Below are 25,741 nucleotides of genomic sequence, written 5' to 3'. Positions count from 1 at the left end.
TAGCGGGGCGCAGTGCTTATGAAATGTCCGTTCTGTAGTTATGAAGACACTCAAGTTGTAGACTCACGCGTATCAGAGGACGGAGGCGCTATTAGGCGTCGTCGTCGTTGCGCAAAATGCGAGCGTCGGTTTACCACCTACGAACGGGCAGATCTGATGATGCCAGCCGTTGTTAAGCGCAGCGGGAGTCGCATGGAGTTTGATGTGAATCGCTTGCGTGCCAGCATGGATTTAGCGCTACGCAAACGTTCAGTGCCCACTCCCGAAGTCGATGCAGCGGTGGCGCGTATTACCGAAGGTTTGCTTATCAGTGGCGAGCGCGAGGTCACTACTGAACAGGTCGGCGAGCTAGTTATGGAACAATTAAAAAAACTAGATCAAGTCGCCTACGTTCGCTTTGCTTCGGTGTACAAAAGTTTTAACGACATCCGCGAGTTTGTGGAAGCCATTGATGCCATGCAAGACGGCGATAGCAAAAAAGCGTGATGCATTCGTTTTTTATGCAAAAAGCCTTAGAGGCTGCGCGTACAGCGTTATTTATAACCAGCCCTAATCCTCGGGTAGGGTGCGTTATTGTGGTCGATAACACCGTGATTGCAACGGGGGCTACTCAACAAGCGGGTGGTGCGCATGCTGAGGTTATGGCTTTGCAGGCTGCCCAGCAGGCCGGATACACTCACTTAGAGCATGCTACCGTCTATGTGACACTAGAGCCTTGTTCTCATTATGGTCGCACACCACCATGTGTGCAGGCGCTTATTCAAGCCCGACCTAAGACTGTAGTCATTGCGATGGCAGATCCCAACCCTCAAGTAGCTGGCAAAGGCATTGCCGCCTTAAAGCAAGCCGGCATAGAGGTGGTAGTTGGTGTAGAGCAAGCAGCTGCTTTTGAGCTAAATATTGGTTTTGTCGCTCGTATGGTGCGTGGCACGCCGTGGTTATGGTTAAAAACCGCTTCATCATTAGATGGACAAACCGCTTTGGCCTCAGGGCAGTCGAAATGGATTACAGGCCCTGAAGCACGTCACGATGGTCAACGTTTTCGGGCACGTAGTTGCTTGGTATTGACGGGCATAGGCACGTGCTTAGCCGATAATCCGTTGCTAAACGTGCGTGATATTGATACACCGCGCCAACCTATTCGGGCGGTAGTAGATAGTCAATTACGTATTTCGCCTGATTTGGCGCTTTTTAATGGTGACCCCGTTTGGGTGTTTACAACGCGCTCAGATGCTCAGCTTGCTGCCCAGCTTGCGGATAAAAATGCCCAGCTAATTACTTTGCCCGCAAACTCAGACGGGCAAGTGGATTTAATGCAATTAATGCGCTGGTTAGGTGCACAGCAAATCAACGAAGTGCATACCGAGGCCGGTGCCCAGCTCAATGGCGCATTGTGGCAAGCTGGTTTAGTTGATGCTGTGCTCAGCTACCTAGCACCCGTGGTACTAGGGCCGGGGCGTCCTTTAATGCAAATAGATGCGTTGCCCGACTTAGCGCAGGCAACGCGTATGGAAATGGTTGAAACCCAGCTTATCGGGGCAGATGTACGTATACAAATGCGTCATGCACAGCATTGGCAGCAGCTTTACACGCAAATACAGATTGAGGAGTAGTACATGTTTACAGGAATTGTTAGTGCCGTAGGGCAAATTACCCACGTGCAGCCCTTAATAACAGAAAATGACGAAGCTGGTTTGCGTTTACGTATTGAAGCGCCCGATTTTGACTTGCAGCGCTGTAAGTTAGGTGACTCTATTGCTATTCAAGGCGCTTGCATGACTGTGGTTGAATTAGAGTCGCACGCATTCAGCATTGAAATTTCCCGAGAAAGTTTGAATCGCACAGTAGGCTTGGATCAGGTCGGAGCAGTAAACTTAGAACATGCCATGCGGCTTGGCGATACCTTAGATGGTCATATGGTGCTGGGCCATGTTGACGGTGTGGGTCAGGTGTCGCGTATGGCACCGGTGGGCGAATCTTATGAATTACGTATTATTGCCCCCGTTGAGTTGGCTAAATATTTGGCCTACAAAGGCAGTGTAACGGTAAATGGCGTTAGCTTGACCGTTAACGAGGTGGTGGATCTTGAGCATGGCTGTGAAATTAGCATTAACTTAATCCCACATACTGTTGAGGTTACTACATTAAAATACTTGCAAAATGGCTCTAGAGCGAACTTAGAAGTGGATGCTATTGCGCGCTATGTAGAGCGCATGATGTCTTTACAAAACAAATAGCCCTTGCTTTTTAAGTTAGAAGACTTATAATACTATTCTTTGCCGAATGCAAAAGGACAGGTGACCGAGTGGTTGAAGGTGCACGCCTGGAAAGCGTGTGTACGTTTACGCGTACCGAGGGTTCGAATCCCTCTCTGTCCGCCAAAGATTTTAAAAGCCCGCCTATTTTTAGGCGGGCTTTTTTTATTAGTCTTATGGTTATATTTAGTTGAATTCTTTTCTATCTTGACTAACAACTACCGAATGTCATGTCTATTAATTTTTCTAAAAAACGAATCGGTTATAGTTGTAATTATTTCAAATCTTTTTGGCACGGTTAAGCTTTATTTCTCGGTGTTGTTTTTAGATAGTGAACAAAGAGAAGGTTAAGAGAGCACTATTTAATGGAAAGCTCTGCCCTGATTTTTACGTGGATTTAAGTGTTTGAATACACGTAATTTTCATCAAGTGTCGTTCAAACTAGGCTTTTACTAGAAGTGTTTTTAAGTGAAGCAAGCGAAGAGTGTTTACTAGCTTTCTGTGTAATCAATATCTACACAGTTAGGTTAGTTTAAAAAGCTAAGAGGTGAGCGTGTGAGGTTGGAATGGTTAGAGGATTTTATTGCATTAGCAAAAATACGAAGTTTTAGTAGTGCAGCTCAAAATCGTTATGTTACACATCCTGCTTTTGGTCGGCGAATCAAGGCCCTAGAGGAATGGGTAGGTACGCCTCTTGTGATACGAAGTCAACCAATTGAATTGACTCAGGCGGGGATGGTGTTTTTAGAGGCTGCATTACAGGTAGTTGAGCGTCTTAATTCCGTTAAAATTCAGCTTAATGATAGCTATCAACCATCTGAGTATACTTTACGGATTACTACAGGTAGAGCGTTGGCGAGTTTGTTTTTTCCTCAATGGTACAAAACTATAGTTGATGAGCTGGGCTTTTTCCATGCTCATATTTCTACTAGTGGTGCAGAGGGCTCAATGTATAAATTAATTTCAAAAGAGTCTGATTTATTAATTGCATATAACACACCACTCACTGATTTATTAATGGATGAGCAGTCATTCGATTCCATTGTGGTAGGCATAGAGCGTGTGCTTCCTGTTAGCGCTGTGAGAGCGAATGGGAAGCCCCTATATGATTTTGAAGAAAGACGAAATGAGTTAATTCCTTGGCTCAGCTTTAGTCAGGCTCTTTCGTTGCGAGCCGTGCTTGTTCAGCATCTGCAGAAACTCGATTATTTGCGATTTTTTAAAAGTGTGTTTGAGGCTGATACATACGACACCATTCTGGAAATGGTTAAACAAGGTGTAGGTATAGCGTGGTTACCCTATTCTGTAATTAAAAATGATTTAAAAAACCAGAGTATCCAGGTTATAGGACACAAAGCTTTGCAAATGCGGACTGAAATCCTTCTTTATAAACATAAAGACATGCACCACCCATACCTAGAAAAAATATGGTTAAGAAAAAATACTAAGTCTTTTACATAATTAGCACAGGGCTGTGCCTAAAAAGCAATTATAAAAACGAACGGCTTAATATGATTATCTCCTCAATAACGATAATGAGGAGATGAGAATGAGTGATGCATCTATCACTATTTTTTTTATGCTCTTTGCTGTGGTTTTCTTTGTTTCTGAAATTATTCCACTAGCAGTAACAGCAATGCTGTTGAGTGTAGGTTTAACCCTGACGGGAGTGCTTTCGGCTAAAGAAGCTTTTTCTGGCTTTGTTGATCCGAACGTACTGCTTTTTATGGCTATGTTCATCATAGGCGCAGCTATTTTTGAAACCGGCATGGCGCGGAGAATCGGGGGGCAGGTTACCCGTTTTGCAAAAACGGAAAAACAGCTAATAGTGGCTTTGATGGCGATAACAGGAGTGATGTCTGGTTTTTTGTCAAATACAGGAACTGCTGCAGTTTTAATTCCAGTTGTGATGGGAATAGCGCAAAAAACTGGATTTTGTAGAAAAAGACTCTTACTTCCTTTAGTTATTGCAGCAGCTATGGGAGGCAATCTTAGTTTAATTGGTGCCCCTGGTAATTTAATTGCGCAAGCTGGCTTACAGTCTGAAGGATTATCTTTTGGCTTTTTTGAGTTTGCAAAGATTGGTGTCCCTATTTTAATTGTAGGAATACTTTATTTTATATTTTTTGGGCAAAAATTATTACCAGCCTCTATTGAGTCTCAAGATTCTTCAACAACAAATTTCTTTGATCAAACCCAAGACAATCCTGATGCTCCGCGATGGAAGCAAAATATGGCTTTTGGCGTTCTGGTTTTAACTATCTTAGCCATGGTCTTTGAAAAACAGCTTGGTGTTCCTTTGTACGTAAGTGCTTGGGTTGGAGCTTTAATTTTGATCGTCAGTCGAGTTATTAGCGAAAGCTCGGCAATGCGGGCAATAGATATGAAAACCATCATGCTGTTTGTGGGGTCTTTATCTTTAGCTGTAGCTCTACATCAGTCTGGAGCTGGGCAAACTATTGCCAGTGCAATGATGGGTTTAATGGGCACAAACCCATCTCCATTTATTGTTTTACTAGTTGTTTTTATTGTTGCGGTTGTCCTGACCAACTTTATGTCAAATACAGCAACTACCGCTCTTTTAGTGCCAATCTGTTTAGCTATAGCTGAGCAATTAAATGCTGATCCCAAAGCCGTATTGATGGCAACAGTTATAGGTGGATCACTAGCCTATGCAACCCCAGTAGGTATGCCTGCAAATACTATGATTTATAGCATTGGTAATTATCGGTTTATGGATTATGTAAAAGTTGGTGTGCCATTGATTCTTTTAGCGGTAGTGGTGTCTTTGGTTCTTTTGCCATTGTTATTTCCTTTTTTTCCTTAATTGCTTACTAATAAGAGGATAGATAGATGAGTAAAGAAGAACAAGTTAATGTTATGAAAGATAAAATGAGTCGGTTTATTTCTTTAGTGAGTTATAAGTTACCAGATGATGTAACTGCTAAATTATCCGACTTGCAGGCCCAAGAGGAGTACCCACTAGCGAAGGTGATTTATGCCACTATGGAGAGAAATCAGGATTTAGCAGAGGAGCTAAAACGTCCTAGTTGTCAGGATACGGGGGTAATGCAGTTTTTTGTCAGCTGTGGTGAAAATTTCCCCTTAATAGGACAAATAGAAAAAATATTAAAACAAGCTGTTGTTCAGGCTACTAAAGACACTCCTTTACGACATAACTCAGTAGAGACATTTGATGAGTACAACACGGGTTTAAATGTAGGTGAGGGAACGCCTTCTATTTTTTGGGAAATTAAAGAAGGGAGTGATCAGTGTGAAATTTACACCTATATGGCTGGAGGTGGTTGTACTCTCCCAGGTCAAGCCACTGTTTTAATGCCAGGTGAGGGTTATGAAGGTGTTGTTCGCTTTGTGTTGGATCGAATGACAAGTTATGGGCTGAATGCTTGTCCGCCTTTACTAGTTGGTATAGGGGTAGCAACCTCAGTTGAAACGGCTGCTTTGTTGTCAAAAAAAGCGTTAATGAGACCTGTTGGTAGCCATAACCCAAATAAAAGAGCCTCTCGCTTAGAGCGTTTACTTGAGGAGGGTATTAATGAGCTGGGAATCGGTCCTCAGGGTTTATCGGGCAGTAAAACTGTTATGGGGGTAAATATTGAAAATTCAGCACGTCATCCTTCTACTATAGGTGTTGCATTGAATACTGGCTGCTGGTCACACCGTAGAGGCAAAATTGTTTTTGATCGTGATCTAAATCACACTCTTCCTTCTCATCAAGGAGCTATTCTATGAAAAAACATATATTGACTACTCCTGTTCGAGATGAGGATATTAGTTCTTTGAACGTGGGGGATATTGTTTATTTAACAGGCATATTAGTAACTTGCCGTGATGTGGCGCATCGCAGACTAATAGAGCAGGGTAGAGAACTTCCAGTTGATCTTGAGGGCGGTGCAATTTTGCATGCTGGACCTATTGTGCGTCAAAAAGAAGATTCAAGTTATGAGATGATCTCCATTGGTCCAACCACAAGTATGCGTATGGAGAAGTTTGAGAAGGAGTTTATTGCTCAGACTGGTGTGAAGCTAGTGATTGGAAAGGGGGGCATGGGCAGTCAGACTCAAGAGGCTTGTAAAGAACATAAGGCTTTGCATTTAGTTTACCCAGCCGGCAATGCTGTTTTTGCTGCGACCAAAGTTAAAAGGATTTTAGATGCCCAATGGACTGACTTAGGTATGCCTGAGACTTTATGGGTCTGTGAGGTCGAGGAGTTTGGTCCATTAATTGTCTCTATAGACAGTTTAGGGCGTAACGTGTTTGAGGAAAATAAAATACGCTATAACTCACGGAAAGAGGCTGTTTATCAACGTATTATTAAAGAGGTTGGGTTTATCGAGTAGGTCGTGAGATTTGATACTAATTCACCCCCTAAGTAGGTAGGTAGCTGTTTACTTAGGGAGTGAAAAATAGGGATTAGGTTTTAGATGAGCAAAGTCGATTAGCACCGGCACTTAAACATAAGGTGATTAATACAGGCAGCACCCACCCCAAACCTAATTGCGCTCCTGGCAAGGCCTGAAGCCAGAGGGGTAAAAAGTCACCTATACCTGCAGCCCGTAATCCGTCCATCAAGCCAAACATGGCCGCTACGGTTAGTGTAGGAATAAAGACGCTAGGCGGATGACGCCAGCATGACATAGCCAGGCACAACAGCACCAAAGCAATAGCAATGGGGTACAGGGTTAACAAAACGGGTACCGCAATAGCAATCAATTGGCTGAGTCCTTGATTAGCGATCAGCATGCTAACTACACTTAACCCCACCACGGTTTTAGTATAGGAAATATTCAGTAATTGGCTAAAGTACAGGCCGCAGGCTGAAATTAACCCAATGGCGGTGGTTAAGCAGGCTAATACAATGATTAATGCCAACAGTATATTGCCCATTGCCCCAAAGCTATGGGTCACAAAGGCATTAAGAATGGGCGCGCCAGTGGGGGCGTCCGGAGCTAAATTGCCGCTGCTGGCTCCAAGCCATATTAATGATACATACACCAACGCTAAGCCTATGGATGCAATTAGCCCGGCAATAATGGTGTAGCGCGTTACTAGTCGTGTTTCGGTAATGCCTTTGTCATTGATTGCTTGAATAATAACAATGCCAAACACCAACGCTGCTAAGGCGTCCATTGTTTGGTAGCCTTGAGTAAAGCCTTCTGCAAACGCATGTTCTATATAGGGGCCGGAAGGCAAACCAATACTGCCACTAGGCCAAAAAATGGCTGCAAGCGCTAATGCGCTAAGTCCCACAATTAAAAATGGGGTGATAAGCTTGCCTACCGTATCTAACAGACGCCCTGGATACAAGGCAATCAGCATCACAATAAGAAAAAACACGGCGCTGTAAATGGCTAAAGCCAGTTCACTTTCTCCAACAAAAGGCACAAAGCCAATTGAATAAGACACCGTCGCGGTGCGAGGGGTAGCAAAGAGTGGACCGATAGTTAGATAAATCAATGTGCCAAAAATAGTACCTGCCACCTTGCCAATAGGCTGGGTGACGGCATTTAGACCACCGCCTATACGCGCCAAGGCGATTACGGCCAATAAAGGCAGTCCTACCCCTGTTAGCAAAAAGCCCAAGGCCGCAAACCAAATAGTGTTACCAGCTAGTTGCCCGACTAGGGGAGGAAAGATGATATTGCCTGCGCCTAGAAAAAGCGCAAAGGTCATGAAACCCAAGCCAAGTAAGTCTCGGGAATTAAGAGAGGCGTTCATAGAAAATACACATATATGATACGGAAGAGAGCCGTGGCTCAAATGCAGCTAATGATACAGTAAATCAATCACTGGGTTGTGCTTTTACGCACAATTAAGCAACTGCTGCTATAGTATATGTTGCAGTGCAATATCAACGCGTACAGGCAGAGCTTTAGCTCAAATTTAATCGTTGCCTAGCTAGAAGCTCATCGCCTATTCCGTCTTTTTTTTGCGTCATCTTCTTTTCAAGGAGTAGCACATGTGGACCGAATTAGGCCGTCAGGCTTTAGATTACATGCTGGATGTGCAGCAACGTTCATGGCTGTATTTAGATGTAATGCGCCAAGCGAGCGATCAGTATATTCAGCACACAAGCGAAGGCAGTCCCCCCGTGTTGGTGTTTGAGCATGAGCTGATTGCGGATGGGCTTGAGTTACCTCAACCTGTTAATTATGGTTTATTGCGTATTTGCGCGCCCGAACACAGTCCTACTGACCCCACTAAGCGACCTTTTGTTGTTATTGACCCGCGTGCAGGTCATGGCCCTGGTGTAGCAGGTTCTAAAGTCCATTCCGAGGTGGGGCTAGCTTTAGAGAAAGGGCATGCGTGTTATTTTGTGACCTTTGCCCCGTATCCCGAGCCCAAGCAATCTATTGCTGATGTGCTTAAAGCAGAAAAGTATTTTTTAGAGGTGGTAGCACAACGTCACCCTCCCGCCACGTGCGGTAAACCTTTTGTGGTGGGTAATTGTCAGGGGGGCTGGGCATTATTTATGTTAGCCAGTGCTGCGCCCGAGTTGGTTGGTCCTATTATGTTGGCGGGCTCGCCTTTGTCTTATTGGGCAGGACGTACTGGTGGACAAAATCCGATGCGTTACACCGGCGGTATGCTAGGAGGCTCTTGGCTTAGCTCTTTAGCTAGTGATTTGGGGCAGGGTGTATTTGATGGGGCTTATTTAATTGATAATTTTGAAAACCTAAACCCAGCTAATACATTTTGGGCTAAGCCCTACCGTCTTTTTTCGCAAATCGATACCGAGGCCGAGCGTTATTTAGACTTTGATCGATGGTGGTCTGCGCCTTTTTATATGACTCGCCAAGAAATGGATTGGATTGTACAAAACCTTTTTGTGGGCAATCGTCTTTCCAGAGCTGAGTTACCAGACCCCACTACAGAAGGATTAATTAATCCAAGAAACATACGCAGTCCTATTGTGGTCTTTGCGTCAGCGGGCGATAACATTACCCCTCCGGCTCAAGCGCTCAATTGGGTTCTGGACTTATACAAAGACGAAGAAGACTTACGTCTGCATGAGCAGGTGATTGTTTATAACATCCATCAAAGCACAGGCCATTTGGGCATTTTTGTGTCGGCTAATGTTGCAAACCGAGAGCACAGCACTTTATTTAATGTGCTGGACTTAATTGAGTTGTTACCGCCAGGCCTGTATGAAGCATGTATCGAGGATTTACAGCCAGACATGCCTTTTGTTGAGCTTGTGGAAGGGCGTCATACCATTCGATTTGAGCCTCGTAGTTTTGATGATTTACGTGCTTTTGATGACGGTCGCGAGGATGAGGAAGCCTTTGAGGTGGTAGAGCGAGTATCGCAAGTGAATCAGCATGTCTATGATTTGGCTGTTTCGCCTTTGGTTAGGCAGGTTTCTACAGCGTGGTCTGCTCAAGCGTTGCGACTTTTGCACCCCAAACGTGCAAGCCGTTATTTTTGGTCTAGCTTAAACCCAGTGGCTTTAGCGGTTATGCCACTCGCTGCCCAAGCCAAAGCACAGCGCCAACCTATACTCGCCCCTAATCTCTTTAGTGATATTGAGCATTGGTTTAGTGAGAGCATGGTTCGTGGCTGGGATACATACAGAGATATACGCGACCAAAGTATTGAGGTGGCTTTTCAACAGATTTACGGCGCACCATGGCTACGCGCCTTGCTCGGCTTGGACAATAGCCACATGCCATCACAGTATTTGCTTGATCGTGATGTGGCACTACAAAACGAGTTGAAAGCTTTACGCAAACAAGTCAGTTATTTGCAGATTAATCAAGGGGGTAGCGCTGCCGCCTTGGCACGCATCTTGATTTATATGGCAGATAAAAGCAGTTTTGTGGATGAACGCGCTTTTAACTTATTAAAACGTTTAAGTCAGGAGCAGGTACAGGGGTGCCAGTTGCCTAGTTTGGATAAGTTAAAAGCCACTTTGCGTGAACAGTGGAGTGTGATGCAGCAATATCCAGAGGAGGCCATAGAAGCCATTCCTAAGCTGGTTCCCTCTGCGCAACAACGTCAGCTTATTTGGAATGCGGTAGCTGAAATTGCAGAGTTACACGATTTAAACAATGCTTCTGAGGCGATACAGACGCGCTTTGCTACTATTGCTTGCGCATTGGGTTTATGTAGCGCTTGGCAGCCAGCAAAGAAAAAAGCGACAAAACGTCGTCGCTCAGTTAAATAGTGGGGGTTGAGCAACGGTGCGGCGTAGGCCGCACCATTAGCTTTTATAACAAACCGGGCTGACCTAAGGCGGGGTCATTTGCGCGGGCTTGTTGAGCCTCCGCAACCGTCATGCCTAGTGCGGCTGCTACGCCTTCACCATAAGCGGGATCACACAAATAACAGTTACGGATATGACGGTATTTAATAAAATCTAATGCGTCTCCCATTGCGTTCGCCGTATTAGTAAAAAGGACCTGTTGTTGTTCGGGCGTCATCAGGTGAAAAAGAGCACGAGGCTGGCTGAAGTAATCATCATCGTCTTGACGGAAGTCCCAATGGTCGGCGGCCCCCTCTAGATTTTGGGCTGGTTCAGCAAAATGGGGCTGCTGCTGCCATTGACCAAAACTATTGGGCTCGTAATGAGGTCGACTGCCGAAATTATCGTCTACACGCATTTGACCATCACGGTGATTACTAAATACAGGGCATTGGGCTTGGTTTACGGGAATCAGAGAGTGATTAACCCCTAAACGATAACGCTGTGCATCAGCGTAGTTAAATAAACGCGCTTGTAGCATACGGTCAGGCGAGAAACTAATGCCTGGGACAAGGTTGCTTGGAGCAAACGCAGCTTGCTCGACCTGAGCAAAATAATTATCTGGATTACGGTTTAACTCGAACTCGCCGACTTCAATTAATGGGTAGTCGCCTTTAGGCCAGACTTTGGTCAGATCAAACGGATGATAAGGTACTGTCTTGGCTTCATGTTCAGGCATGATTTGTACATACAAGGTCCATTTAGGACAGTTGCCTTGCTCGATGCTGTCATACAGATCACGTTGGAAGCTTTCTCTATCTGTGGCTACAGTCGCTGCGGCCTCGGTATCGGTTTGGTTTTTAATGCCTTGTTGGGTGCGGAAGTGAAACTTGACCCAGAAACGCTCCTGATTGGCGTTAATAAAGCTATAGGTGTGGGAGCCAAATCCATGCATGTGGCGATACGAGGCAGGAATACCGCGATCGCTCATTAAAATGGTAAGTTGATGCATAGACTCAGGTAGCAGCGTCCAGAAGTCCCAGTTATTGGTGGCGGAACGCATATTAGTGCGCGGATCACGTTTTACGGCTTTATTTAGGTCTGGAAATTTAAGCGGGTCACGCATAAAAAAAACGGGGGTGTTGTTGCCCACCATATCCCAGTTACCCTCGTCGGTATAAAACTTTAGCGCAAAACCACGAATATCACGCTCAGCATCGGCAGCACCACGTTCGCCGGCTACGGTAGAAAACCGAGCAAACATAGGGGTTTTTTTCCCAACTTTGCTAAAAATAGACGCGCGAGTGTAGGCGGTGATGTCATGGGTTACTGTAAATGTACCAAAGGCTCCAGATCCTTTGGCGTGCATACGGCGCTCAGGAATGACTTCGCGAACAAAATTTGCTAGTTTTTCATTCAACCATAAATCTTGTGCCAATAGTGGCCCACGTGGCCCAGCGGTAAGACTATCTTGGTTGTTGGGAACGGGGGCACCGCCGGCGGTGGTTAAATGACTGAATGGACATTTAGACATAATTGCTCTCCTTTGAAGTCGCTGATGAGGTATAGCATTAACTATATAATTAAATTTTAGCTATTGGAATATATTTTCTCATTGTATTTTTTAATGATGAGCATAAGTAAAACCAAACGCTCTATTTTGTAATAAGGGCACGATCACCTATTTAACGAGCTGCTCCCATTTGAGCCTGATTTAACCAGTCTTGTAGGGCTAAAGGCGGATTTGATTGGTAAATACGTTTCATCACAGGCTGCAGCAAATGCCAACCCGAGTTGCCAGGCCAACGGTAAGGGCTAACCAATGTCCACTCATCATTTAGGTTTTGTTCTGCAACCACAAAACGAAAGCTGCTGAGCCCCATGGCTGCGCCCAAACGAATATCTGTAACCACCAATAAATCATCCACAGGGTCAAAACGTACCCAATCGCCAGTAAACCAACGTAAACGTTCAATGTGATCAGACTTAGGCAGGGCTTGGGTTAGATAATGATTATGTTCTACGCACACAAACTCGCTTGGAGCACGATCTAAAAGACTAATTACCATTTCACAATGTTGGTGCTCGTCTCGCGTTAATACTCGCCATAACAGACTATTAAATGGCATAGCCGCACTCCAATGTTCCGCCGTGGGTGCGCCCTGTGTTTGTAGTTGTGCTAAAGCGCGATATTCAGCCCAGTGCTTAGCCCCTACTGTCCAGGCTAAATACAGCGAACTAAGAATAAGGCCCCAGTTTAACCAGCGTTGGGTTCGTGCGCCCACGCCAAACAGCAAGGCTGCAAATGCACCTAAAGTCAGGGGTAGGGTATAGAGGGGATCAATAATAAAAATGCTTGACCACGAGGCAGGCGTTGGGGTCAAGGGCCACCACAGCTGTGTACCGAAAGAAGTAAAAGCATCAAGCAGTGGGTGCGTGACAAGAGTCAACCAGAGCGCGCTCCATAACCATAAAAACCCATATCTTTTATCTGGCTTAACGCCACGCCAAAGCGCTGCTAATAGCAAGCTAAACGCAGTCAACACAATAAGAGAATGAGAGAAGCCTCGATGGTAGGTCATAGAGCTGATGGGGTCAGCGTAGCGAATAAACACATCGAGGTCGGGCAATGTAGCCAATACAGCGCCAGCTATAACCGCTTTTCTACCATGAAAGCGACCGAGCATAGCACCACTAATACTGGCTCCTAAAACGGCTTGAGTTAATGAGTCCATGTCTTATGGTAGCGTGCAGAGGTGAAAACACAACATAAATAGTAGCAGTCAAGGAAGGACGATGAGTTATTTTGCGTGAGCGCAAAGGATTTAATGCAGAAAAGGAGTATTCTAAAGCTCTAAGGAGTAAGATAATGGGTTTATCCCCATTTGCTTACTAAGCAATTTGTTTTTAAAAAAAGTGAAGCATGGCTAAATATCTTGTTGCCGCCCTCTACCATTTTGTAGAGTTGGACGATTACGAATCTTTACAGCAACCTTTAATCGACTTTTGTGAACAGCGCGACATTATCGGCACGCTGCTTTTAGCACGTGAAGGTATCAACGGCACCATAGCAGGGCCAGAAAAAGGCGTACGTGAGCTTTTAGATTATTTGCGTTCAGACGTTCGTTTGGCCAACCTCGTCCACAAAGAGGCTTGGACGGATGTTCTTGCTTTTTATCGATTAAAAATTAAGCTTAAAAAAGAAATCGTAACCTTAGGTGTGCCCGATTTAAAAACAGCTGAAATGGTGGGCGAGTACGTAGCACCTGAAAACTGGAATGATTTAATCACTCAGCCTGATGTGGTGCTCATTGATACCCGTAACGACTACGAGGTTGGGATCGGAACGTTTAAAAACGCCATTAATCCCAAAACAGATAGCTTTTCTCAGCTTCCTGAGTGGGTGGCCGAGCAACGTAAGCCAGGTGGTGTATTGCATGGCAATCCGCGTGTGGCTATGTTTTGCACAGGCGGTATTCGTTGCGAGAAATCCACGGCATATATGCGTTCGCAAGGTTTTGATCAGGTCTACCATCTTCAGGGCGGCATTTTGCGTTACCTAGAGGAAATCCCGGCCGAGCAAAGCACCTGGATAGGCGAGTGCTTTGTGTTTGATGAGCGCGTTTCTGTGGGTCATGGTCTAGAGCGTGGCGATTACCAGTTTTGTCGTGCTTGTCGTATGCCTCTTAACGCCGAAGAGCGTGCTACACCACAGTACGAAGAGGGTGTTAGCTGTCCGTATTGTCATGGTTCCTGGGGCCCTGAAAAATTGCAAAGCTTACGCGAACGCCAAAAGCAAATGCAATTAGCCCAAGCGCGCGATGAGCGACACGTGGGCGCGCCTATGGAAGCCATGAAAAAACAAAAGCGTCAGCGTAAAGCCGAATTAGCCGAGCAGTCTCGGCAAGCTCAAAAACAAAAAGAAACCAAAGACCAACCAATGGCGTGTTAGTTGTTTGTGTTTCCACTTTAAAAGCCAGCTCCAACGAGACTGGCTTTTTTAATGACCCAGTCCGGCGTCCTAAAGATAATTTGAGAGCGCCGTAGGAGTCCTCCGGCTTTAAGCGAGAGGATGTCAAATAAGTCTAAACAGATGCGTTACACTAATAGGTATGACTATTGAATCCTTACCTATTCTCTATTCGTTTAGACGGTGTCCTTATGCAATGCGGGCACGGTTGGCTATTGCTGAAGCAGGCCTACAGGTGCAGTTGCGCGAAGTTGTGTTGCGTAACAAACCGGCTCATTTGCTAGAGATTTCTCCCAAAGGTACGGTACCGGTTTTGATGGTGTCAGAGCACACTGTGATTGAGCAAAGCATAGATATTATGTACTGGGCTCTAGAGCAATCCGATCCCGAGCAGCTTTTACCTAGTAATCGTGTAGAGTTAGTTGGGCTTATCGAGGCCAATGACGGCTCTTTCAAAACCCATTTAGATCGCTACAAATACCCACCACGTTATACCGAAGAGCACAATGGGTTAAGTGCTGATGCTTTTGCAGCATTGCATAGACAAAAGGGCGCACAGCACTTAATGGACTTAGAGCATCGTTTAGCTCAACACGATTTTTTGCTAGGTTCTACTTTGAGCATGGCAGATTTAGCTTTGGCACCTTTTGTGCGTCAGTTTGCACATACCGATCTGGATTGGTTCAAGGCTCAAGACTGGCCTCATCTTTGGCAGTGGTTACAACGGTTTCTGAGTTCCAAGCGTTTTGCACAAATTATGCATAAGTATCCGCCTTGGCAAGAGCACGACCAGCCAACTCTTTTTCCACCTTGTCAGAATTAAAAAACAGAGCTCATCATGAGCTCTGTTTTAAAATGGAATGGTGTACGTACAAAGTTACTCGTACATGCCTGGTGTAATGCAATTAAACCCAGCATCAACGTGCGTAATTTCACCTGTAATACCAGAGGCTAAATCAGATAATAAGAAAGCAGCGGTATTACCTACGTCTTCGATGGTGACGTTACGACGCAAAGGTGCGTTTTGCTCTACAAATTTTAAAATGTGACCAAAGTCTTTGATGCCGCTTGCTGCCAAGGTTTTGATAGGGCCAGCGGAAATGCCATTGGCACGAATGCCGTGGGCACCCAATGATACGGCCAGGTAGCGTACTGAAGCCTCTAGAGCGGCTTTGGCAACACCCATGGTGTTGTAGTTGGGAACGGCTTTTTCTGCACCTAGATAAGTCAAAGTAAGTACAGAGCTAGAGCGGCCCTTTAGCATAGGTAGCGCAGCCTTAGCCAAAGCAGGGAAGCTATAGGCAGAAATATCATGAGCAATAGCAAAAGCTTCGCGTGATAAACCATCAAGAAAATCGCCAGCAATGGCTTCGCGTGGTGCAAAACCAATTGCATGGACCAAACCGTCTAGGCTATCCCAGTGCGTTTGCAACGTAGTGATGGCCTCGTTGATTTGCTGATCCTCTGCTACATCTAGGGGAATGACAATATCTGAGCCTAGTTCAGCTGCTAAGCCAGTGACACGCTCTTTAAAACGCTCGCCTACATAGGTAAGCGCTATTTCTGCGCCTTGCGCTTTACAGGCTTGGGCGATACCGTAGGCAATGGATCGATTTGAAATAACGCCGGTAATCAATATGCGTTTACCGCTTAGAAAAGCCATATTAAGAATTCCTTTTTATACTCGTAAATCGTTAATTAGCCACGCGTAGGGCCAGGCAAGCGCAGGCGCGCCCCAGGGGCAAGACGGCTCGATTTTAGATTATTTAGCTGTTGTAGTGTAGAAACCGTTGTGTTGTAACGGCGTGCAATTCCATAGAGAGTTTCGCCTTTTTTCACCGTGTGGCTTCGGGTAGCGGCTGTATTAGCTTGGGTTTTGGCACGTGAGCGTTCAGCAGCTGGGGGGGTGATAGCAGGTAGAGCGGCTGTTTCATTTAGTGCTGCAATCTGGGTGCCTAGCGGATCGGCTTGAATAGCGTCTTGGGCCGCCACTAACAAGATTTGAGTGGCCTTAGCTTTGGATTGTTTAGCGCTAATGCCGTTAATGGAACGCAATTGGCTTAGTGTCATGCCGTACCGTTTAGCGATGTTGGCGTAGGTTTCACCCGGTTTAGGGTTATAAACATCCCATTTGCTGAGTCGACCCTGATAACGTTTGATGTTTTCTTGAAAAATATCGGCTTTATTGGCAGGTAACAACAGCGTGACGTTGGTAGTGGGCGTGGTGCTACGCTTGTAAGCGGGATTAAGAAAACGGAAATCGTCCAAAGACATCTCAGCGAGCTCGGCCGCAACTTCTAGGTCGATTTGTTGTGAATGCGCAATAGCAGTGAAGTACGGCTCATTTTGTACTAAGGGTAAAGCAATGTTGTAGTGTTGTGGATTGGTGATAATATTTTTAATTGCTTGTAGTTTAGGTACATAGTTGCGTGTTTCATCTGGCATATGTAGAGCCAAATAGTCGGTGCCTAGCCCCTTTTTTTCATTTTTATCGATGGCACGCAAGACTGAGCCTTGGCCCCAGTTATATGAAGCCAATGCCAAGTACCAGTCGCCTTGTAATTCGTATAAATACTCTAAGTAGTCAAGGGCTGCATTGGTGGATGCTACTGGGTCGCGACGTTGATCTAACCACCAGTTTTGTTCTAGGTTAAAGTCTTTGGCTGTACCAGGTACAAATTGCCATAATCCCGATGCATGGGCTTTAGAATAAGCCTCTGGGTTGTAAGCACTTTCCACAAAAGGCAGCAGGGCGAGCTCGGTGGGCATGCCGCGGCGCTCTAGTTCGTCCACGATATGATAGAGGTATTTGCTAGCGCGCTCGCTCATGACAGTAACGGAACGAGCATTGTTAGCGTAATAGTTCGTCCAGTAATCGACCAGGTCCGTGCGCAAGTTAGGAATGGCATAGCCACGACGGATACGATCCCACATGTCTTTAGGGGGATGGGTTAAATCTATAGTGCGGGATGTCTCGGCAGCAATTTGAGGGCCTGCTGTGGACCCGGCCTGTTGGTTGTTAGTGGCACAGCCAGCTAATACCGCCAACAAGCTTACTAGTAAAATTCGTAGTAAATTCATGGTTTTAAGCGTTATTTTTCCATTCTCGTAGTTGCGCAAATACCTCCGTATCGTTTGATGCACGACGAGAACTGTATTGAGATGCGCTTAATTGTACCGCTGGAATGTGAGTGCGTAAAAAGGGATTAATACGTAATTCTAAGCCAATAGAGCTGGGTAAAGTGGGTTGATTGTTGGCACGTTGTGTTGCGGCCTGCGAGTAATACGCCTGTAGATCTGGATTATCTGGTTCTACCTGTAGGGCCCAGTCTAAGTTGGATAGAGTATATTCGTGAGCACAGCATACCAAGGTCTGGGGGGGTAATGCTGTAATTTTGTTTAACGAGTCCATCATCTGCGCAGCTGTGCCTTCGAAAAGTCGACCACAGCCGCCTGAAAAAAGGGTGTCACCGCAAAATAAAAACGGTTCGTGAGCATCGCTATACCCAAAATAAGCCACATGACCTTTGGTGTGCCCTGGAACTTCAAGTATCTGGAGTTCTGTGTTTAGCTCTGGCAGCATAATGCGCTCTTGGTCGTGTACAGCCTGGGTGCGCTGAGGAATATTTTCATTGGCAGGCCCAAACACATGAATTTGGGGATAATGCTGTACAAGCTCTGTAATACCACCCACATGATCATGATGATGGTGGGTAATCAGTAATGCTGTTAAATGTAGTGAGTGTTGTTGCAGATAAGCAAGCACAGGTTGGGCATCGCCGGGGTCGACTACTACAGCGTATTGGTTGTTGTGGAGTAACCAAATATAGTTATCATTAAACGCGGGGATGGCTTTAAGCTGCAAAGCAGAGGCTTGGGAAAATCGATTGGTCATGGCAAGGAGTAAAAAAGGTGATTGAACACGAAGAACTGGCTAGCTTAAACCAATGGTTATGGACTGAGTCAGGCCGGTACGTGCGTTCCTGGGAGCAGCGTTATATGAGCCGCCTGCTGCGTCAGGTGTTTGGATACCATGCCGTGCAAATAGGTCTACCAGAATGGGATTTCATGCGTCATAATCGCATTCTACACAAGTGGTCCAGTACTCAACATGAACCCCAAAAACCTACGACTTATGCCATGGTGATGTGCGCCGCAGAACACCTGCCATTTGCTAACGAAAGTCTAGACCTCCTAGTTTTACCTCATACGCTAGAAACATCAAGTGATCCTCATCAGGTATTACGCGAAGTTGAACGGGTTTTAGTGCCCGAGGGAACGGTGGTTATTAGTGGTTTTAACCCCTGGAGCATCTGGAGCTTGGCGGACCGCTTGCCCGGTCTAGAGCAGCGTTTACCTATTCAGCCCTCACTGCATTTGTCGCCGTGGCGTATTGCAGACTGGCTTGAGCTACTGTCTTTTGAGATTACCGATCAAGTATTCGGCGGCTACGGTCCTTTGTGTCAGCAACGCAAATGGATACGGCGTTGGTACTTTATGGAAAAATGGGGTGCTAGAATGTGGCCGGTGCTAGGTGGCTTATATGTTTTCAAAGCAAAAAAGCGTGTCAGTCAAATAACCATGGTGGGTTTGGATTGGTCTAAAACTCGCCGCGGTATGATGCGTCCTAACGTGGCAGCCACTAAGCCTCAAATGAATCAATCAAAATCAACACAAGTAAAACCACATGAAAGAAGTTTCAATTTGGACTGACGGGGCGTGCAAGGGCAACCCGGGCGTAGGTGGCTGGGGGGCATTGCTAGTCTACGGAAAACACCGCAAGGAAATTTATGGTGGCGAGCCAAATACTACCAATAATAGAATGGAACTAACTGCTGTTATCGAAGCCTTAGCTTTGTTAAAGCAGCCTTGCGTGGTTCATGTATATACCGATTCAGTCTATGTGCAAAAAGGCATGAAAGAATGGATTCATGGGTGGAAGCAGCGTCAATGGCGTACAGCTTCTAAGCAGCCAGTAAAAAATGCAGATCTCTGGCAGCAATTAGATCAACTGAGTCAGCAACACCAATTACAATGGCATTGGGTTAAAGGTCATGCGGGCGATGCAGGGAATGAACGTGCAGATCAGCTTGCAAACTTAGGCGTAGAGCAAATAATAGAATAATGGGGAATGTATGAAAAAGAAGTGGCTGTGGTGGGTGCTTATTGTCTTGGGGGTAGGGCTGGGGCTTATTTATTGGGGGGCCCGTTATTTGGCCGCAGACTTAGTACAGCCTGCTGCACCAGCGGCACAGGCAGCCGCTTCTGACCAACCCGAGCGCGTTCAAGTCGAGGTCGCTCCCGTACGTGCACAGCGCTTAGCCCAACAGGTGACTGCAGTGGGTTCGTTGTTAGCAAAAAATGCCGTGGTATTACGTGCTGAAACCTCTGGCCGCATAGCACAAATTCGGTTCGAAGAAGGCAGTCCTGCTCAAAAGGGAACCCTGCTGGTACAGCTAGATACGGACTTACTACAGGCCGAGCTCCAGCAGGCCCAAGCCAATTTACAGTTGGCTCAAAGTCGCGCGCGTCGCGCTCAGCAATTAAGTCGCGAAGGCTTTATCAGCGCTCAGGCCTTGGATGAGTCCACCAGCGAACGCAGTGTGGCTTTAGCGCAGGCCAACATCATTAAAACTAAAATTGAAAAAAGCCAAATCGTAGCCCCTTTTGACGGAGTGTTGGGTTTACGCCATGTATCGGTGGGTGATTACGTCAATATGGGAACAGAAATTGTGGCTCTGGCCTCTATCGAGGAACTGCAGGTGGATTTTCGAGTTCCCGAGCTGTATCTTTCTCAAATTCAAGTTGGCACACCTATCCATTTACGCTTGGACGCACAGCCCGATACCGAGTTCTTGGGGCAAGTCAACGCCATTAGTCCCATGATAGATGAGCAAGGCCGTGCCGTGGTATTACGAGCACATGTGCCAAACCCCGAGTTAAAAATGCGTCCTGGTCAGTTTGCTCGGCTAACCATTGACCTAGCCGAAGAGGAAGCGTTAATGGTGCCAGAAACTGCTTTGTCTCCTTCGGGGCAGGCGCAATATGTGTATCGGTTACAAGAGGGTGATGCGGTACAACGTGTAGAGGTAACGGTGGGCACACGTAAAGATGGCTGGGTTCAAGTTCAAGGCTTAGTACCTACGGATGTGGTGTTGACCTCCGGGTTACAAAAAGTACAGACGGGTACATTGGTGCAGTATGACACCATGACTGCTCAGCCCTAAAGGACGACTATGCGTATTTCCAATTTTTGTATACGTCGGCCGGTATTTGCCACCGTACTTTCGCTGTTAATTGTGTTGGTGGGCTTGATCTCCTATGAACGCCTAAGCGTGCGTGAGTACCCCGCGATTGATGAGCCCGTGGTTTCTGTTATTACTAGCTACAAGGGCGCTTCACCCGAGGTGATCGAGTCCCAAGTCACCAAACCCCTTGAAGACCAGCTGTCTGGCATTGAAGGGGTCGATGTGATGACATCACGCAGTCGATCCGAACGTAGTTTAATTAATATTAAATTTAATTTAAGTCGTAATCCTGACGCGGCTGCTGCAGATGTGCGCGATAAAGTATCACGTGCTCGACGCTTTTTGCCTGACGAGGTGGACGAACCTGTTATTAACAAAGTAGAGGCCGATTCCACTCCTATCATCTATGTGGGCGTCAACATGGGGCAGTTATCACCCATTGATGCCTCGGATTACATTAACCGCTACATTAAAACGCGATTGTCCGTTTTACCTGGTGCAGCCGAGATACGCGTTTTTGGTGAACGACTGCCTGCAATGCGTATCAATATAGATCGGGCTCGGCTTGCTGGTTTAGGTTTAACCGTCCAAGACATCGAAGAGGCATTACGTAAACAAAACGTTTTAATTCCTGCGGGGCGTATTGAGTCGCATCTGCGCGAGTTTTCAGTGGTGTCCTCTACCGATCTACAAACGGTAGAGCAATTTCAAAATGTGATTGTGACGCACCGTAATGGCTTTCCTGTACGACTGGGGGATATGGCATCCATCGGGATTGCTGCAGCCGAGGAACGTGTATTGGCCCGTTTTAACGGGGGCGATAGCTTAACGATTGGGGTTACCAAACAGTCGACAGCTAATCCCTTAAATTTATCCAAAGCAGTACGGGCCGAGGTAGAGCAAATCAACCAAAACTTACCGGGCGGCATGACGTTAAGCATTTCGTATGACAGCTCAATCTTTATCCAAAAATCCATTGATGCGGTGTACAAAACCATTATCGAGGCCACCTTATTAGTGACCTTGGTTATTTTGTTTTTTTTACGCAATATGCGTGCCAGCTTGATCCCTATTGTCACCATACCTGTGTCCTTAATTGGTGGCTTGGGCATTATGTATGCGTTTGGTTTCTCTATTAATACACTGACCTTATTGGCGATGGTGTTGGCTATTGGTTTGGTCGTGGACGATGCCATTGTGGTGCTAGAAAACGTCTTTAGGCACATAGAAAATGGCATGGGTCGTGTCCAAGCCTCTTTCTTAGGTATTCAAGAAATCGGTGGTGCGGTTATTGCTATGACCTTAACCTTGGTCGCCGTGTTTGCACCTTTAGCTTTTGCCACCGGACGTACAGGGCGTTTATTTATCGAGTTTGCCTTAACGCTAGCTGGTGCGGTTTTTGTATCTGGTTTTATAGCGTTGACCTTAACCCCCATGATGTGTGCGGTACTACTACGACCCCAACACCGGCCTGGACGTATGTATTTGCTCATTGAAGGGTGGCTAAATGGATTAACCTTAGCCTATAGACGTGCGCTGTTGGGGGCGTTGCGTTATCGCAGTCTAGTGCTGATACTTGGTTTAGGGGTAGCGGTAGGCAGCGGTTTTTTCTTTAGTATTATCAAAAGCGAGCTTGCCCCCGTCGAAGACCGAGGCGTGATTTTTGGGATTGTGAATGCTCCCGAGGGTGCCACTTTGGATTACACCTTGCAAAGCGTCAAGCAAATTGAGCACATGTATGCTGAGCTTCCCGAGGTCGAAGGTTACCAAGCTGTAATTGGTTTTCCTACCGTAACGGATTCATTTGCTATTTTGCGTTTAAAGCCCTGGGAGGAGCGTGAGCGCAGTCAGCAAGACATTGCCCGTGCTTTACAGCCTCAGTTTTCTGCTTTACCAGGGGTACGTGCCTTTCCAACTAACCCGCCGTCCTTTGGGCAACGGGCTACCTCTAAACCCGTTGAGTTTGTCATTATGAGCCAAATGCCCTATGCGGAATTAGCTCAGGTGGTAGATACGTTTACACAACAATTACGTAACTATCCTGGTTTACAAAATATTGATACGGATTTGCGTTTAAATACGCCCGAACTGCGTGTGGAAATGGATCGTGACAAAATGGCCGATTTAGGTTTAGATGTCAGTACGGTTGGGCGCACACTGGAGTCATTATTAGGGGGCCGTCAAGTCACTCGTTATGAGGACGAAGGAGAGCAATACGATGTTATTGTGCAGGTCGATAAACCGTTCCGTTCACGCCCTGACGATATTTTAGACATTTATGTACGTAGTGACTCTGGGGAAATGGTGCCACTAGGGGCATTTTTAAGCGTACATGAAAGCGTTTCACCACAATCTTTGAACCACTTTAATCGTTTACGCGCTGTTATTGTTCAAGCCGCAGTTGCGCCGGGTTATGCCCTGGGTGAGGTCTTGGATCATATGCAGCAGGTGGCTGCAGAGACTCTACCGCCAACGGTTCAAACAGACTTAGATGGTCAGTCCCGCGAGTTTCGTGACTCGTCAGGCAGCATGTACTTTATTTTCGTGATGGCGTTGGTTTTTATTTATTTGGTTTTAGCGGCTCAGTTTGAGAGTTGGCGCAATCCCTTTATTATTATGTTGTCCGTGCCTTTGTCTATGACAGGAGCATTATTTGCTTTGTGGCTTAGTGGCGGTACCTTGTCCATTTACAGTCAAATTGGCTTAGTCACCTTGGTTGGCTTAATTACCAAACACGGCATTTTAATTGTTGAGTTTTCGACTCAGTTACGTGATCAGGGCATGAGTCTTTACCATGCTGTGGTTCGAGCGTGCGAAATGCGATTGCGTCCTATTTTAATGACTACTGGTGCCATGGTGTTGGGCGTAGTTCCACTGGCTCTTTCAACTGGAGCAGGCTCGGAAAGTAGGCAGCAAATTGGTTGGGTATTGGTTGGTGGGTTAAGTTTTGGTACGCTTTTAACCTTGTTCGTGGTGCCCGCCGCCTACACCCTTATCGCCGCAAAAGCTAAACCGCGTCATTTACCTTCTCAAGCATCCACAGATTAATTATGCGACAAATTGTTTTAGATACAGAAACCACCGGTTTAGATCCTGATGATGGTCATCGTTTGGTGGAAATTGCAGGGGTAGAAATCGCTAATCGCCAGTTAACTGGTAGTCATTTGCATTTATATGTGAACCCAGGCCGCGACTCTGACCCCGAGGCGTTAGCAGTGCATGGTTTAACGACTCAGTTCTTAGCCGATTACCCCCCTGTGGAAGAGGTTATCGATCAAATTATTGAATACGTATCTGGGGCCGAGGTGATTATTCATAATGCGCCCTTTGATACCAAGTTTCTGAATGCGGAGTTCGTCCGATTTGGCTACAAACCGTTTACCGATTACTGCGGTAAGATTACGGATTCATTGGTGCATGCTCGAGAGATACACCCGGGAAAGCGTAATAACTTAGATGCGTTATGTGATCGATACGGCATTTCTAACGAGCACCGCGTACTGCACGGAGCCTTACTTGACTCGGAGCTGCTGGCCGATGTCTGGTTAGCCATGACTCGCGGCCAAGAAAGCCTACTTATGAGCTTTGGCAGTAGCAATGAAAATCAGACCAGCGATACCGAACACCTAAGCTTCGATGCTAGCGCGCTGCCCGTCATTTATGCTGACGAGCACGATATACAGGAACACCAGCGCTATTTAGATGCTTTAAGCGCAAGCAATAAGGCCCCCACCTTATGGACGACCTTAGAGCAAAAATCTTAACGCTCGGGCAGTACTGCTGTTGCTTCTATTTCAATACGAAAGTCAGGCAACGCTAATTGACTAACCCCTAGCAAGGTATTGGCTGCAGGGGTGTGGCCCTCGTAGAAATCGTTAAGCAATGCGCTTAGTTTTATGACATCTTCGGTGGTATGGTTCACCAAATAGGTACGCAAGCGCACGATATGGGCTGGCGTAGCTCCTACTTCAGCAAGTACGGCTTTAAGATTTGCCAAAACATACGGTGCCTGCCCCAAGATAGAGTCGCCCCCTTGTAGCTCGTAGTGAGCATCCCATGCCACTTGGCCTGCTAAGTGTAGGGTCTGGCCCCCGTTTTGCACTACAGCATGTGAAAAGCCGAACGAGATTGAGTTGTAAAGCTGTGGGGGGTTAATGGGCGTAATTTTATGCGTCATAGTTTGTCTCTGCCTAAAAAATTAGAGCTCGGTACGCAGGCTCCAAAGCTCGGGGAATAAGACCACATCCAGCATTTTGCTTAGGTAGTCCACACCAGAGGTGCCGCCAGTGCCACGTTTAAAACCAATAATACGTTCTACCGTAGTCAGGTGACGGAAACGCCATTGACGAAACGCGTCTTCAATATCGGTGAGCTTTTCACCCATTTGGTAGATATCCCAGTATTTTTGAGGGTCTTTATAAGCCACTAACCAGGCGGCTTGGACTGCGGCATTAGCCTGATAGGGTTGTGTCCAATCACGTTCTAAGTAGTCAGCGGGAATAGTTAGACCTTGGCGCTGCATATAACGCAACGTTTCGTCATATAAAGACGGGCTTTCATAAACGTGCTTTACCGTTTCATAAAGATCGGCGCGGTGGGCATGTGGTTTAAGCATGGCTGCGTTTTTATTTCCCAACATAAATTCAATTTGTCGGTACTGATAGCTTTGAAAGCCACTAGAGCGGGCGAGATAGGGACGTAGCGCGCTGTACTCGGGGGGAGTCATTGTTGCTAATACCGTCCACGCATGCACCAACTGTTCCATAATACGACTAACACGGGCTAGCATTTTGAATACCGTGGGCAGCTCGTCTTGGCGTAAGTGCTCTACCGCAGCTTGCATTTCATGCAGCATGAGCTTCATCCAGAGCTCACTGGTCTGATGCTGAATAATAAACAGCATCTCATTATGGTTAGGGGACAAAGGATGTTGTGCAGTGAGGATTTCATCCAGATGCAAATAACTGCCGTAAGTCATGTCCTTGGAAAAATCGAGCTGAGCGCCTTCAGCATGGACGATATCTTCTGGTTTTTTAGGTGTGGAACTCATAAATACAACTCG

Annotated in this window: 23 protein-coding genes and 1 tRNA gene; 16 read left to right on the top strand and 8 right to left on the bottom strand. The window is 46.2% G+C overall.

Going from position 1 to position 25,741, the window contains the following annotated elements; translation table 11 throughout:
- The first annotated feature begins 18 nt into the window (after positions 1 to 18).
- The 8 genes from nrdR (at position 19) to ttdB (ending at position 6,616) form a co-directional block, all read left to right on the top strand.
- The gene (nrdR, locus tag ACBP46_RS12605; protein WP_371017069.1) at positions 19 to 486 is read left to right on the top strand and encodes a transcriptional regulator NrdR; all 468 of its coding nucleotides are present in this window, start codon (positions 19 to 21) and stop codon (positions 484 to 486) included.
- The gene (gene ribD / locus ACBP46_RS12600; RefSeq protein ID WP_371017176.1) at positions 486 to 1,613 is read left to right on the top strand and encodes a bifunctional diaminohydroxyphosphoribosylaminopyrimidine deaminase/5-amino-6-(5-phosphoribosylamino)uracil reductase RibD; all 1,128 of its coding nucleotides are present in this window, start codon (positions 486 to 488) and stop codon (positions 1,611 to 1,613) included. The genes nrdR and ribD overlap by 1 nt, the downstream gene beginning before the upstream one ends.
- 3 nt (positions 1,614 to 1,616) lie before the next feature.
- Positions 1,617 to 2,237 carry a riboflavin synthase gene (locus ACBP46_RS12595; protein ID WP_371017068.1) on the top strand — a complete coding sequence of 207 codons (621 nt, stop codon included), beginning with the start codon at positions 1,617 to 1,619 and terminating at the stop codon, positions 2,235 to 2,237.
- 54 nt (positions 2,238 to 2,291) lie between these two features.
- Positions 2,292 to 2,381, top strand: a tRNA-Ser gene (locus tag ACBP46_RS12590).
- Positions 2,382 to 2,810: 429 nt separating this feature from the next.
- A complete protein-coding gene (locus ACBP46_RS12585; RefSeq protein WP_371017067.1) occupies positions 2,811 to 3,716 on the top strand; it encodes a LysR family transcriptional regulator in 906 nt (301 codons plus the stop codon).
- A gap of 88 nt (positions 3,717 to 3,804) precedes the next feature.
- A complete protein-coding gene (locus ACBP46_RS12580; RefSeq protein ID WP_371017066.1) occupies positions 3,805 to 5,082 on the top strand; it encodes an SLC13 family permease in 1,278 nt (425 codons plus the stop codon).
- 26 nt (positions 5,083 to 5,108) lie between these two features.
- A complete protein-coding gene (gene ttdA, locus ACBP46_RS12575; protein ID WP_371017065.1) occupies positions 5,109 to 6,008 on the top strand; it encodes a L(+)-tartrate dehydratase subunit alpha in 900 nt (299 codons plus the stop codon).
- A complete protein-coding gene (ttdB, locus tag ACBP46_RS12570; RefSeq protein WP_371017064.1) occupies positions 6,005 to 6,616 on the top strand; it encodes a L(+)-tartrate dehydratase subunit beta in 612 nt (203 codons plus the stop codon). The genes ttdA and ttdB overlap by 4 nt, the downstream gene beginning before the upstream one ends.
- A gap of 73 nt (positions 6,617 to 6,689) precedes the next feature.
- Here ttdB and brnQ read toward each other — a convergent pair whose 3' ends face one another.
- A complete protein-coding gene (gene brnQ / locus ACBP46_RS12565) occupies positions 6,690 to 7,994 on the bottom strand; it encodes a branched-chain amino acid transport system II carrier protein (protein ID WP_371017063.1) in 1,305 nt (434 codons plus the stop codon).
- Positions 7,995 to 8,235: 241 nt separating this feature from the next.
- On the opposite strand from brnQ, the gene ACBP46_RS12560 reads away from it, so the two are divergent.
- Positions 8,236 to 10,443: a DUF3141 domain-containing protein gene (locus ACBP46_RS12560; RefSeq protein WP_371017062.1), complete on the top strand. Its 2,208-nt coding sequence runs from the start codon at positions 8,236 to 8,238 to the stop codon at positions 10,441 to 10,443.
- 43 nt (positions 10,444 to 10,486) lie between these two features.
- On the opposite strand, the gene ACBP46_RS12555 is transcribed toward ACBP46_RS12560, so the two are convergent.
- Entirely contained in the window at positions 10,487 to 11,995 is a 1,509-nt protein-coding gene (locus ACBP46_RS12555) for a catalase (RefSeq protein WP_371017061.1), read from the bottom strand.
- A gap of 151 nt (positions 11,996 to 12,146) precedes the next feature.
- Entirely contained in the window at positions 12,147 to 13,196 is a 1,050-nt protein-coding gene (locus tag ACBP46_RS12550; protein WP_371017060.1) for a metal-dependent hydrolase, read from the bottom strand.
- Between the two features lie 188 nt (positions 13,197 to 13,384).
- Here ACBP46_RS12550 and trhO point away from each other — a divergent pair, with 188 nt between their 5' ends.
- Together trhO and ACBP46_RS12540 are read left to right on the top strand one after the other, a co-directional pair.
- Positions 13,385 to 14,413 carry an oxygen-dependent tRNA uridine(34) hydroxylase TrhO gene (gene trhO, locus ACBP46_RS12545; protein ID WP_371017059.1) on the top strand — a complete coding sequence of 343 codons (1,029 nt, stop codon included), beginning with the start codon at positions 13,385 to 13,387 and terminating at the stop codon, positions 14,411 to 14,413.
- Between the two features lie 160 nt (positions 14,414 to 14,573).
- A complete protein-coding gene (locus ACBP46_RS12540; RefSeq protein ID WP_371017058.1) occupies positions 14,574 to 15,254 on the top strand; it encodes a glutathione S-transferase in 681 nt (226 codons plus the stop codon).
- Between the two features lie 54 nt (positions 15,255 to 15,308).
- Here the strand turns inward: ACBP46_RS12540 and fabI are convergent, their stop codons facing one another.
- The 3 genes from fabI to gloB are packed head-to-tail and all read right to left on the bottom strand — an operon-like array spanning position 15,309 to position 18,326.
- The gene (gene fabI, locus ACBP46_RS12535; RefSeq protein WP_371017057.1) at positions 15,309 to 16,094 is read right to left on the bottom strand and encodes an enoyl-ACP reductase FabI; all 786 of its coding nucleotides are present in this window, start codon (positions 16,092 to 16,094) and stop codon (positions 15,309 to 15,311) included.
- A gap of 35 nt (positions 16,095 to 16,129) precedes the next feature.
- Positions 16,130 to 17,512: a transglycosylase SLT domain-containing protein gene (locus ACBP46_RS12530; protein ID WP_371017056.1), complete on the bottom strand. Its 1,383-nt coding sequence runs from the start codon at positions 17,510 to 17,512 to the stop codon at positions 16,130 to 16,132.
- Positions 17,513 to 17,516: 4 nt separating this feature from the next.
- Positions 17,517 to 18,326, bottom strand: coding sequence for a hydroxyacylglutathione hydrolase (gene gloB, locus ACBP46_RS12525; RefSeq protein ID WP_371017055.1), 810 nt, complete (start codon positions 18,324 to 18,326; stop codon positions 17,517 to 17,519).
- Between the two features lie 17 nt (positions 18,327 to 18,343).
- Between gloB and ACBP46_RS12520 the strand changes: the two genes are divergently transcribed.
- Genes ACBP46_RS12520 through dnaQ form a run of 5 tightly spaced genes read left to right on the top strand, consistent with a single transcriptional unit; the run spans position 18,344 to position 24,443 of the window.
- Complete coding sequence (locus tag ACBP46_RS12520; RefSeq protein ID WP_371017054.1) at positions 18,344 to 19,144, top strand: class I SAM-dependent methyltransferase; 801 nt, start codon at positions 18,344 to 18,346, stop codon at positions 19,142 to 19,144.
- Complete coding sequence (gene rnhA, locus ACBP46_RS12515; RefSeq protein WP_371017053.1) at positions 19,119 to 19,556, top strand: ribonuclease HI; 438 nt, start codon at positions 19,119 to 19,121, stop codon at positions 19,554 to 19,556. Before ACBP46_RS12520 ends, rnhA begins: the two co-directional genes overlap by 26 nt.
- A gap of 10 nt (positions 19,557 to 19,566) precedes the next feature.
- On the top strand, positions 19,567 to 20,658 hold the full coding sequence (locus ACBP46_RS12510) for an efflux RND transporter periplasmic adaptor subunit (protein WP_371017052.1): 1,092 nt from the start codon (positions 19,567 to 19,569) through the stop codon (positions 20,656 to 20,658).
- 9 nt (positions 20,659 to 20,667) lie between these two features.
- Complete coding sequence (locus ACBP46_RS12505) at positions 20,668 to 23,727, top strand: efflux RND transporter permease subunit (protein WP_371017051.1); 3,060 nt, start codon at positions 20,668 to 20,670, stop codon at positions 23,725 to 23,727.
- A 2-nt stretch (positions 23,728 to 23,729) separates the two neighbouring features.
- The gene (gene dnaQ, locus ACBP46_RS12500; protein ID WP_371017050.1) at positions 23,730 to 24,443 is read left to right on the top strand and encodes a DNA polymerase III subunit epsilon; all 714 of its coding nucleotides are present in this window, start codon (positions 23,730 to 23,732) and stop codon (positions 24,441 to 24,443) included.
- Here the strand turns inward: dnaQ and ACBP46_RS12495 are convergent.
- Both ACBP46_RS12495 and kynA read right to left on the bottom strand, forming a co-directional pair.
- Positions 24,440 to 24,856, bottom strand: coding sequence for a RidA family protein (locus ACBP46_RS12495; RefSeq protein ID WP_371017049.1), 417 nt, complete (start codon positions 24,854 to 24,856; stop codon positions 24,440 to 24,442). The two genes, dnaQ and ACBP46_RS12495, sit on opposite strands and share 4 nt — an antisense overlap.
- Before the next feature lie 21 nt (positions 24,857 to 24,877).
- Positions 24,878 to 25,729 carry a tryptophan 2,3-dioxygenase gene (gene kynA / locus ACBP46_RS12490; protein WP_371017048.1) on the bottom strand — a complete coding sequence of 284 codons (852 nt, stop codon included), beginning with the start codon at positions 25,727 to 25,729 and terminating at the stop codon, positions 24,878 to 24,880.
- Positions 25,730 to 25,741: the final 12 nt, after the last annotated feature.

The sequence above is a fragment of the Paenalcaligenes hominis genome (assembly GCF_041359055.1).
Classification (GTDB): Bacteria; Pseudomonadota; Gammaproteobacteria; order Burkholderiales; family Burkholderiaceae_B; genus Paenalcaligenes; species Paenalcaligenes hominis_A.
Note: the sequence above shows the minus strand (reverse complement) of the source record. Positions and strands in the feature narration are given on the sequence as shown.

What these genes read in the sequence shown, in the direction of transcription:
- brnQ (WP_371017063.1), bottom strand. Translation starts at nt 7,994, where the DNA reads ATGAACGCCTCTCTTAATTCCCGAGACTTACTTGGCTTGGGTTTCATG.
- ttdA (WP_371017065.1), top strand. Translation starts at nt 5,109, where the DNA reads ATGAGTAAAGAAGAACAAGTTAATGTTATGAAAGATAAAATGAGTCGG.
- dnaQ (WP_371017050.1), top strand. Translation starts at nt 23,730, where the DNA reads ATGCGACAAATTGTTTTAGATACAGAAACCACCGGTTTAGATCCTGAT.
- ACBP46_RS12550 (WP_371017060.1), bottom strand. Translation starts at nt 13,196, where the DNA reads ATGGACTCATTAACTCAAGCCGTTTTAGGAGCCAGTATTAGTGGTGCT.
- ACBP46_RS12540 (WP_371017058.1), top strand. Translation starts at nt 14,574, where the DNA reads ATGACTATTGAATCCTTACCTATTCTCTATTCGTTTAGACGGTGTCCT.
- ACBP46_RS12505 (WP_371017051.1), top strand. Translation starts at nt 20,668, where the DNA reads ATGCGTATTTCCAATTTTTGTATACGTCGGCCGGTATTTGCCACCGTA.
- ribD (WP_371017176.1), top strand. Translation starts at nt 486, where the DNA reads ATGCATTCGTTTTTTATGCAAAAAGCCTTAGAGGCTGCGCGTACAGCG.
- nrdR (WP_371017069.1), top strand. Translation starts at nt 19, where the DNA reads ATGAAATGTCCGTTCTGTAGTTATGAAGACACTCAAGTTGTAGACTCA.
- trhO (WP_371017059.1), top strand. Translation starts at nt 13,385, where the DNA reads ATGGCTAAATATCTTGTTGCCGCCCTCTACCATTTTGTAGAGTTGGAC.
- ACBP46_RS12530 (WP_371017056.1), bottom strand. Translation starts at nt 17,512, where the DNA reads ATGAATTTACTACGAATTTTACTAGTAAGCTTGTTGGCGGTATTAGCT.
- ACBP46_RS12555 (WP_371017061.1), bottom strand. Translation starts at nt 11,995, where the DNA reads ATGTCTAAATGTCCATTCAGTCATTTAACCACCGCCGGCGGTGCCCCC.
- kynA (WP_371017048.1), bottom strand. Translation starts at nt 25,729, where the DNA reads ATGAGTTCCACACCTAAAAAACCAGAAGATATCGTCCATGCTGAAGGC.
- ACBP46_RS12495 (WP_371017049.1), bottom strand. Translation starts at nt 24,856, where the DNA reads ATGACGCATAAAATTACGCCCATTAACCCCCCACAGCTTTACAACTCA.
- rnhA (WP_371017053.1), top strand. Translation starts at nt 19,119, where the DNA reads ATGAAAGAAGTTTCAATTTGGACTGACGGGGCGTGCAAGGGCAACCCG.
- fabI (WP_371017057.1), bottom strand. Translation starts at nt 16,094, where the DNA reads ATGGCTTTTCTAAGCGGTAAACGCATATTGATTACCGGCGTTATTTCA.
- ACBP46_RS12580 (WP_371017066.1), top strand. Translation starts at nt 3,805, where the DNA reads ATGAGTGATGCATCTATCACTATTTTTTTTATGCTCTTTGCTGTGGTT.
- ACBP46_RS12510 (WP_371017052.1), top strand. Translation starts at nt 19,567, where the DNA reads ATGAAAAAGAAGTGGCTGTGGTGGGTGCTTATTGTCTTGGGGGTAGGG.
- ttdB (WP_371017064.1), top strand. Translation starts at nt 6,005, where the DNA reads ATGAAAAAACATATATTGACTACTCCTGTTCGAGATGAGGATATTAGT.
- ACBP46_RS12595 (WP_371017068.1), top strand. Translation starts at nt 1,617, where the DNA reads ATGTTTACAGGAATTGTTAGTGCCGTAGGGCAAATTACCCACGTGCAG.
- gloB (WP_371017055.1), bottom strand. Translation starts at nt 18,326, where the DNA reads ATGACCAATCGATTTTCCCAAGCCTCTGCTTTGCAGCTTAAAGCCATC.
- ACBP46_RS12560 (WP_371017062.1), top strand. Translation starts at nt 8,236, where the DNA reads ATGTGGACCGAATTAGGCCGTCAGGCTTTAGATTACATGCTGGATGTG.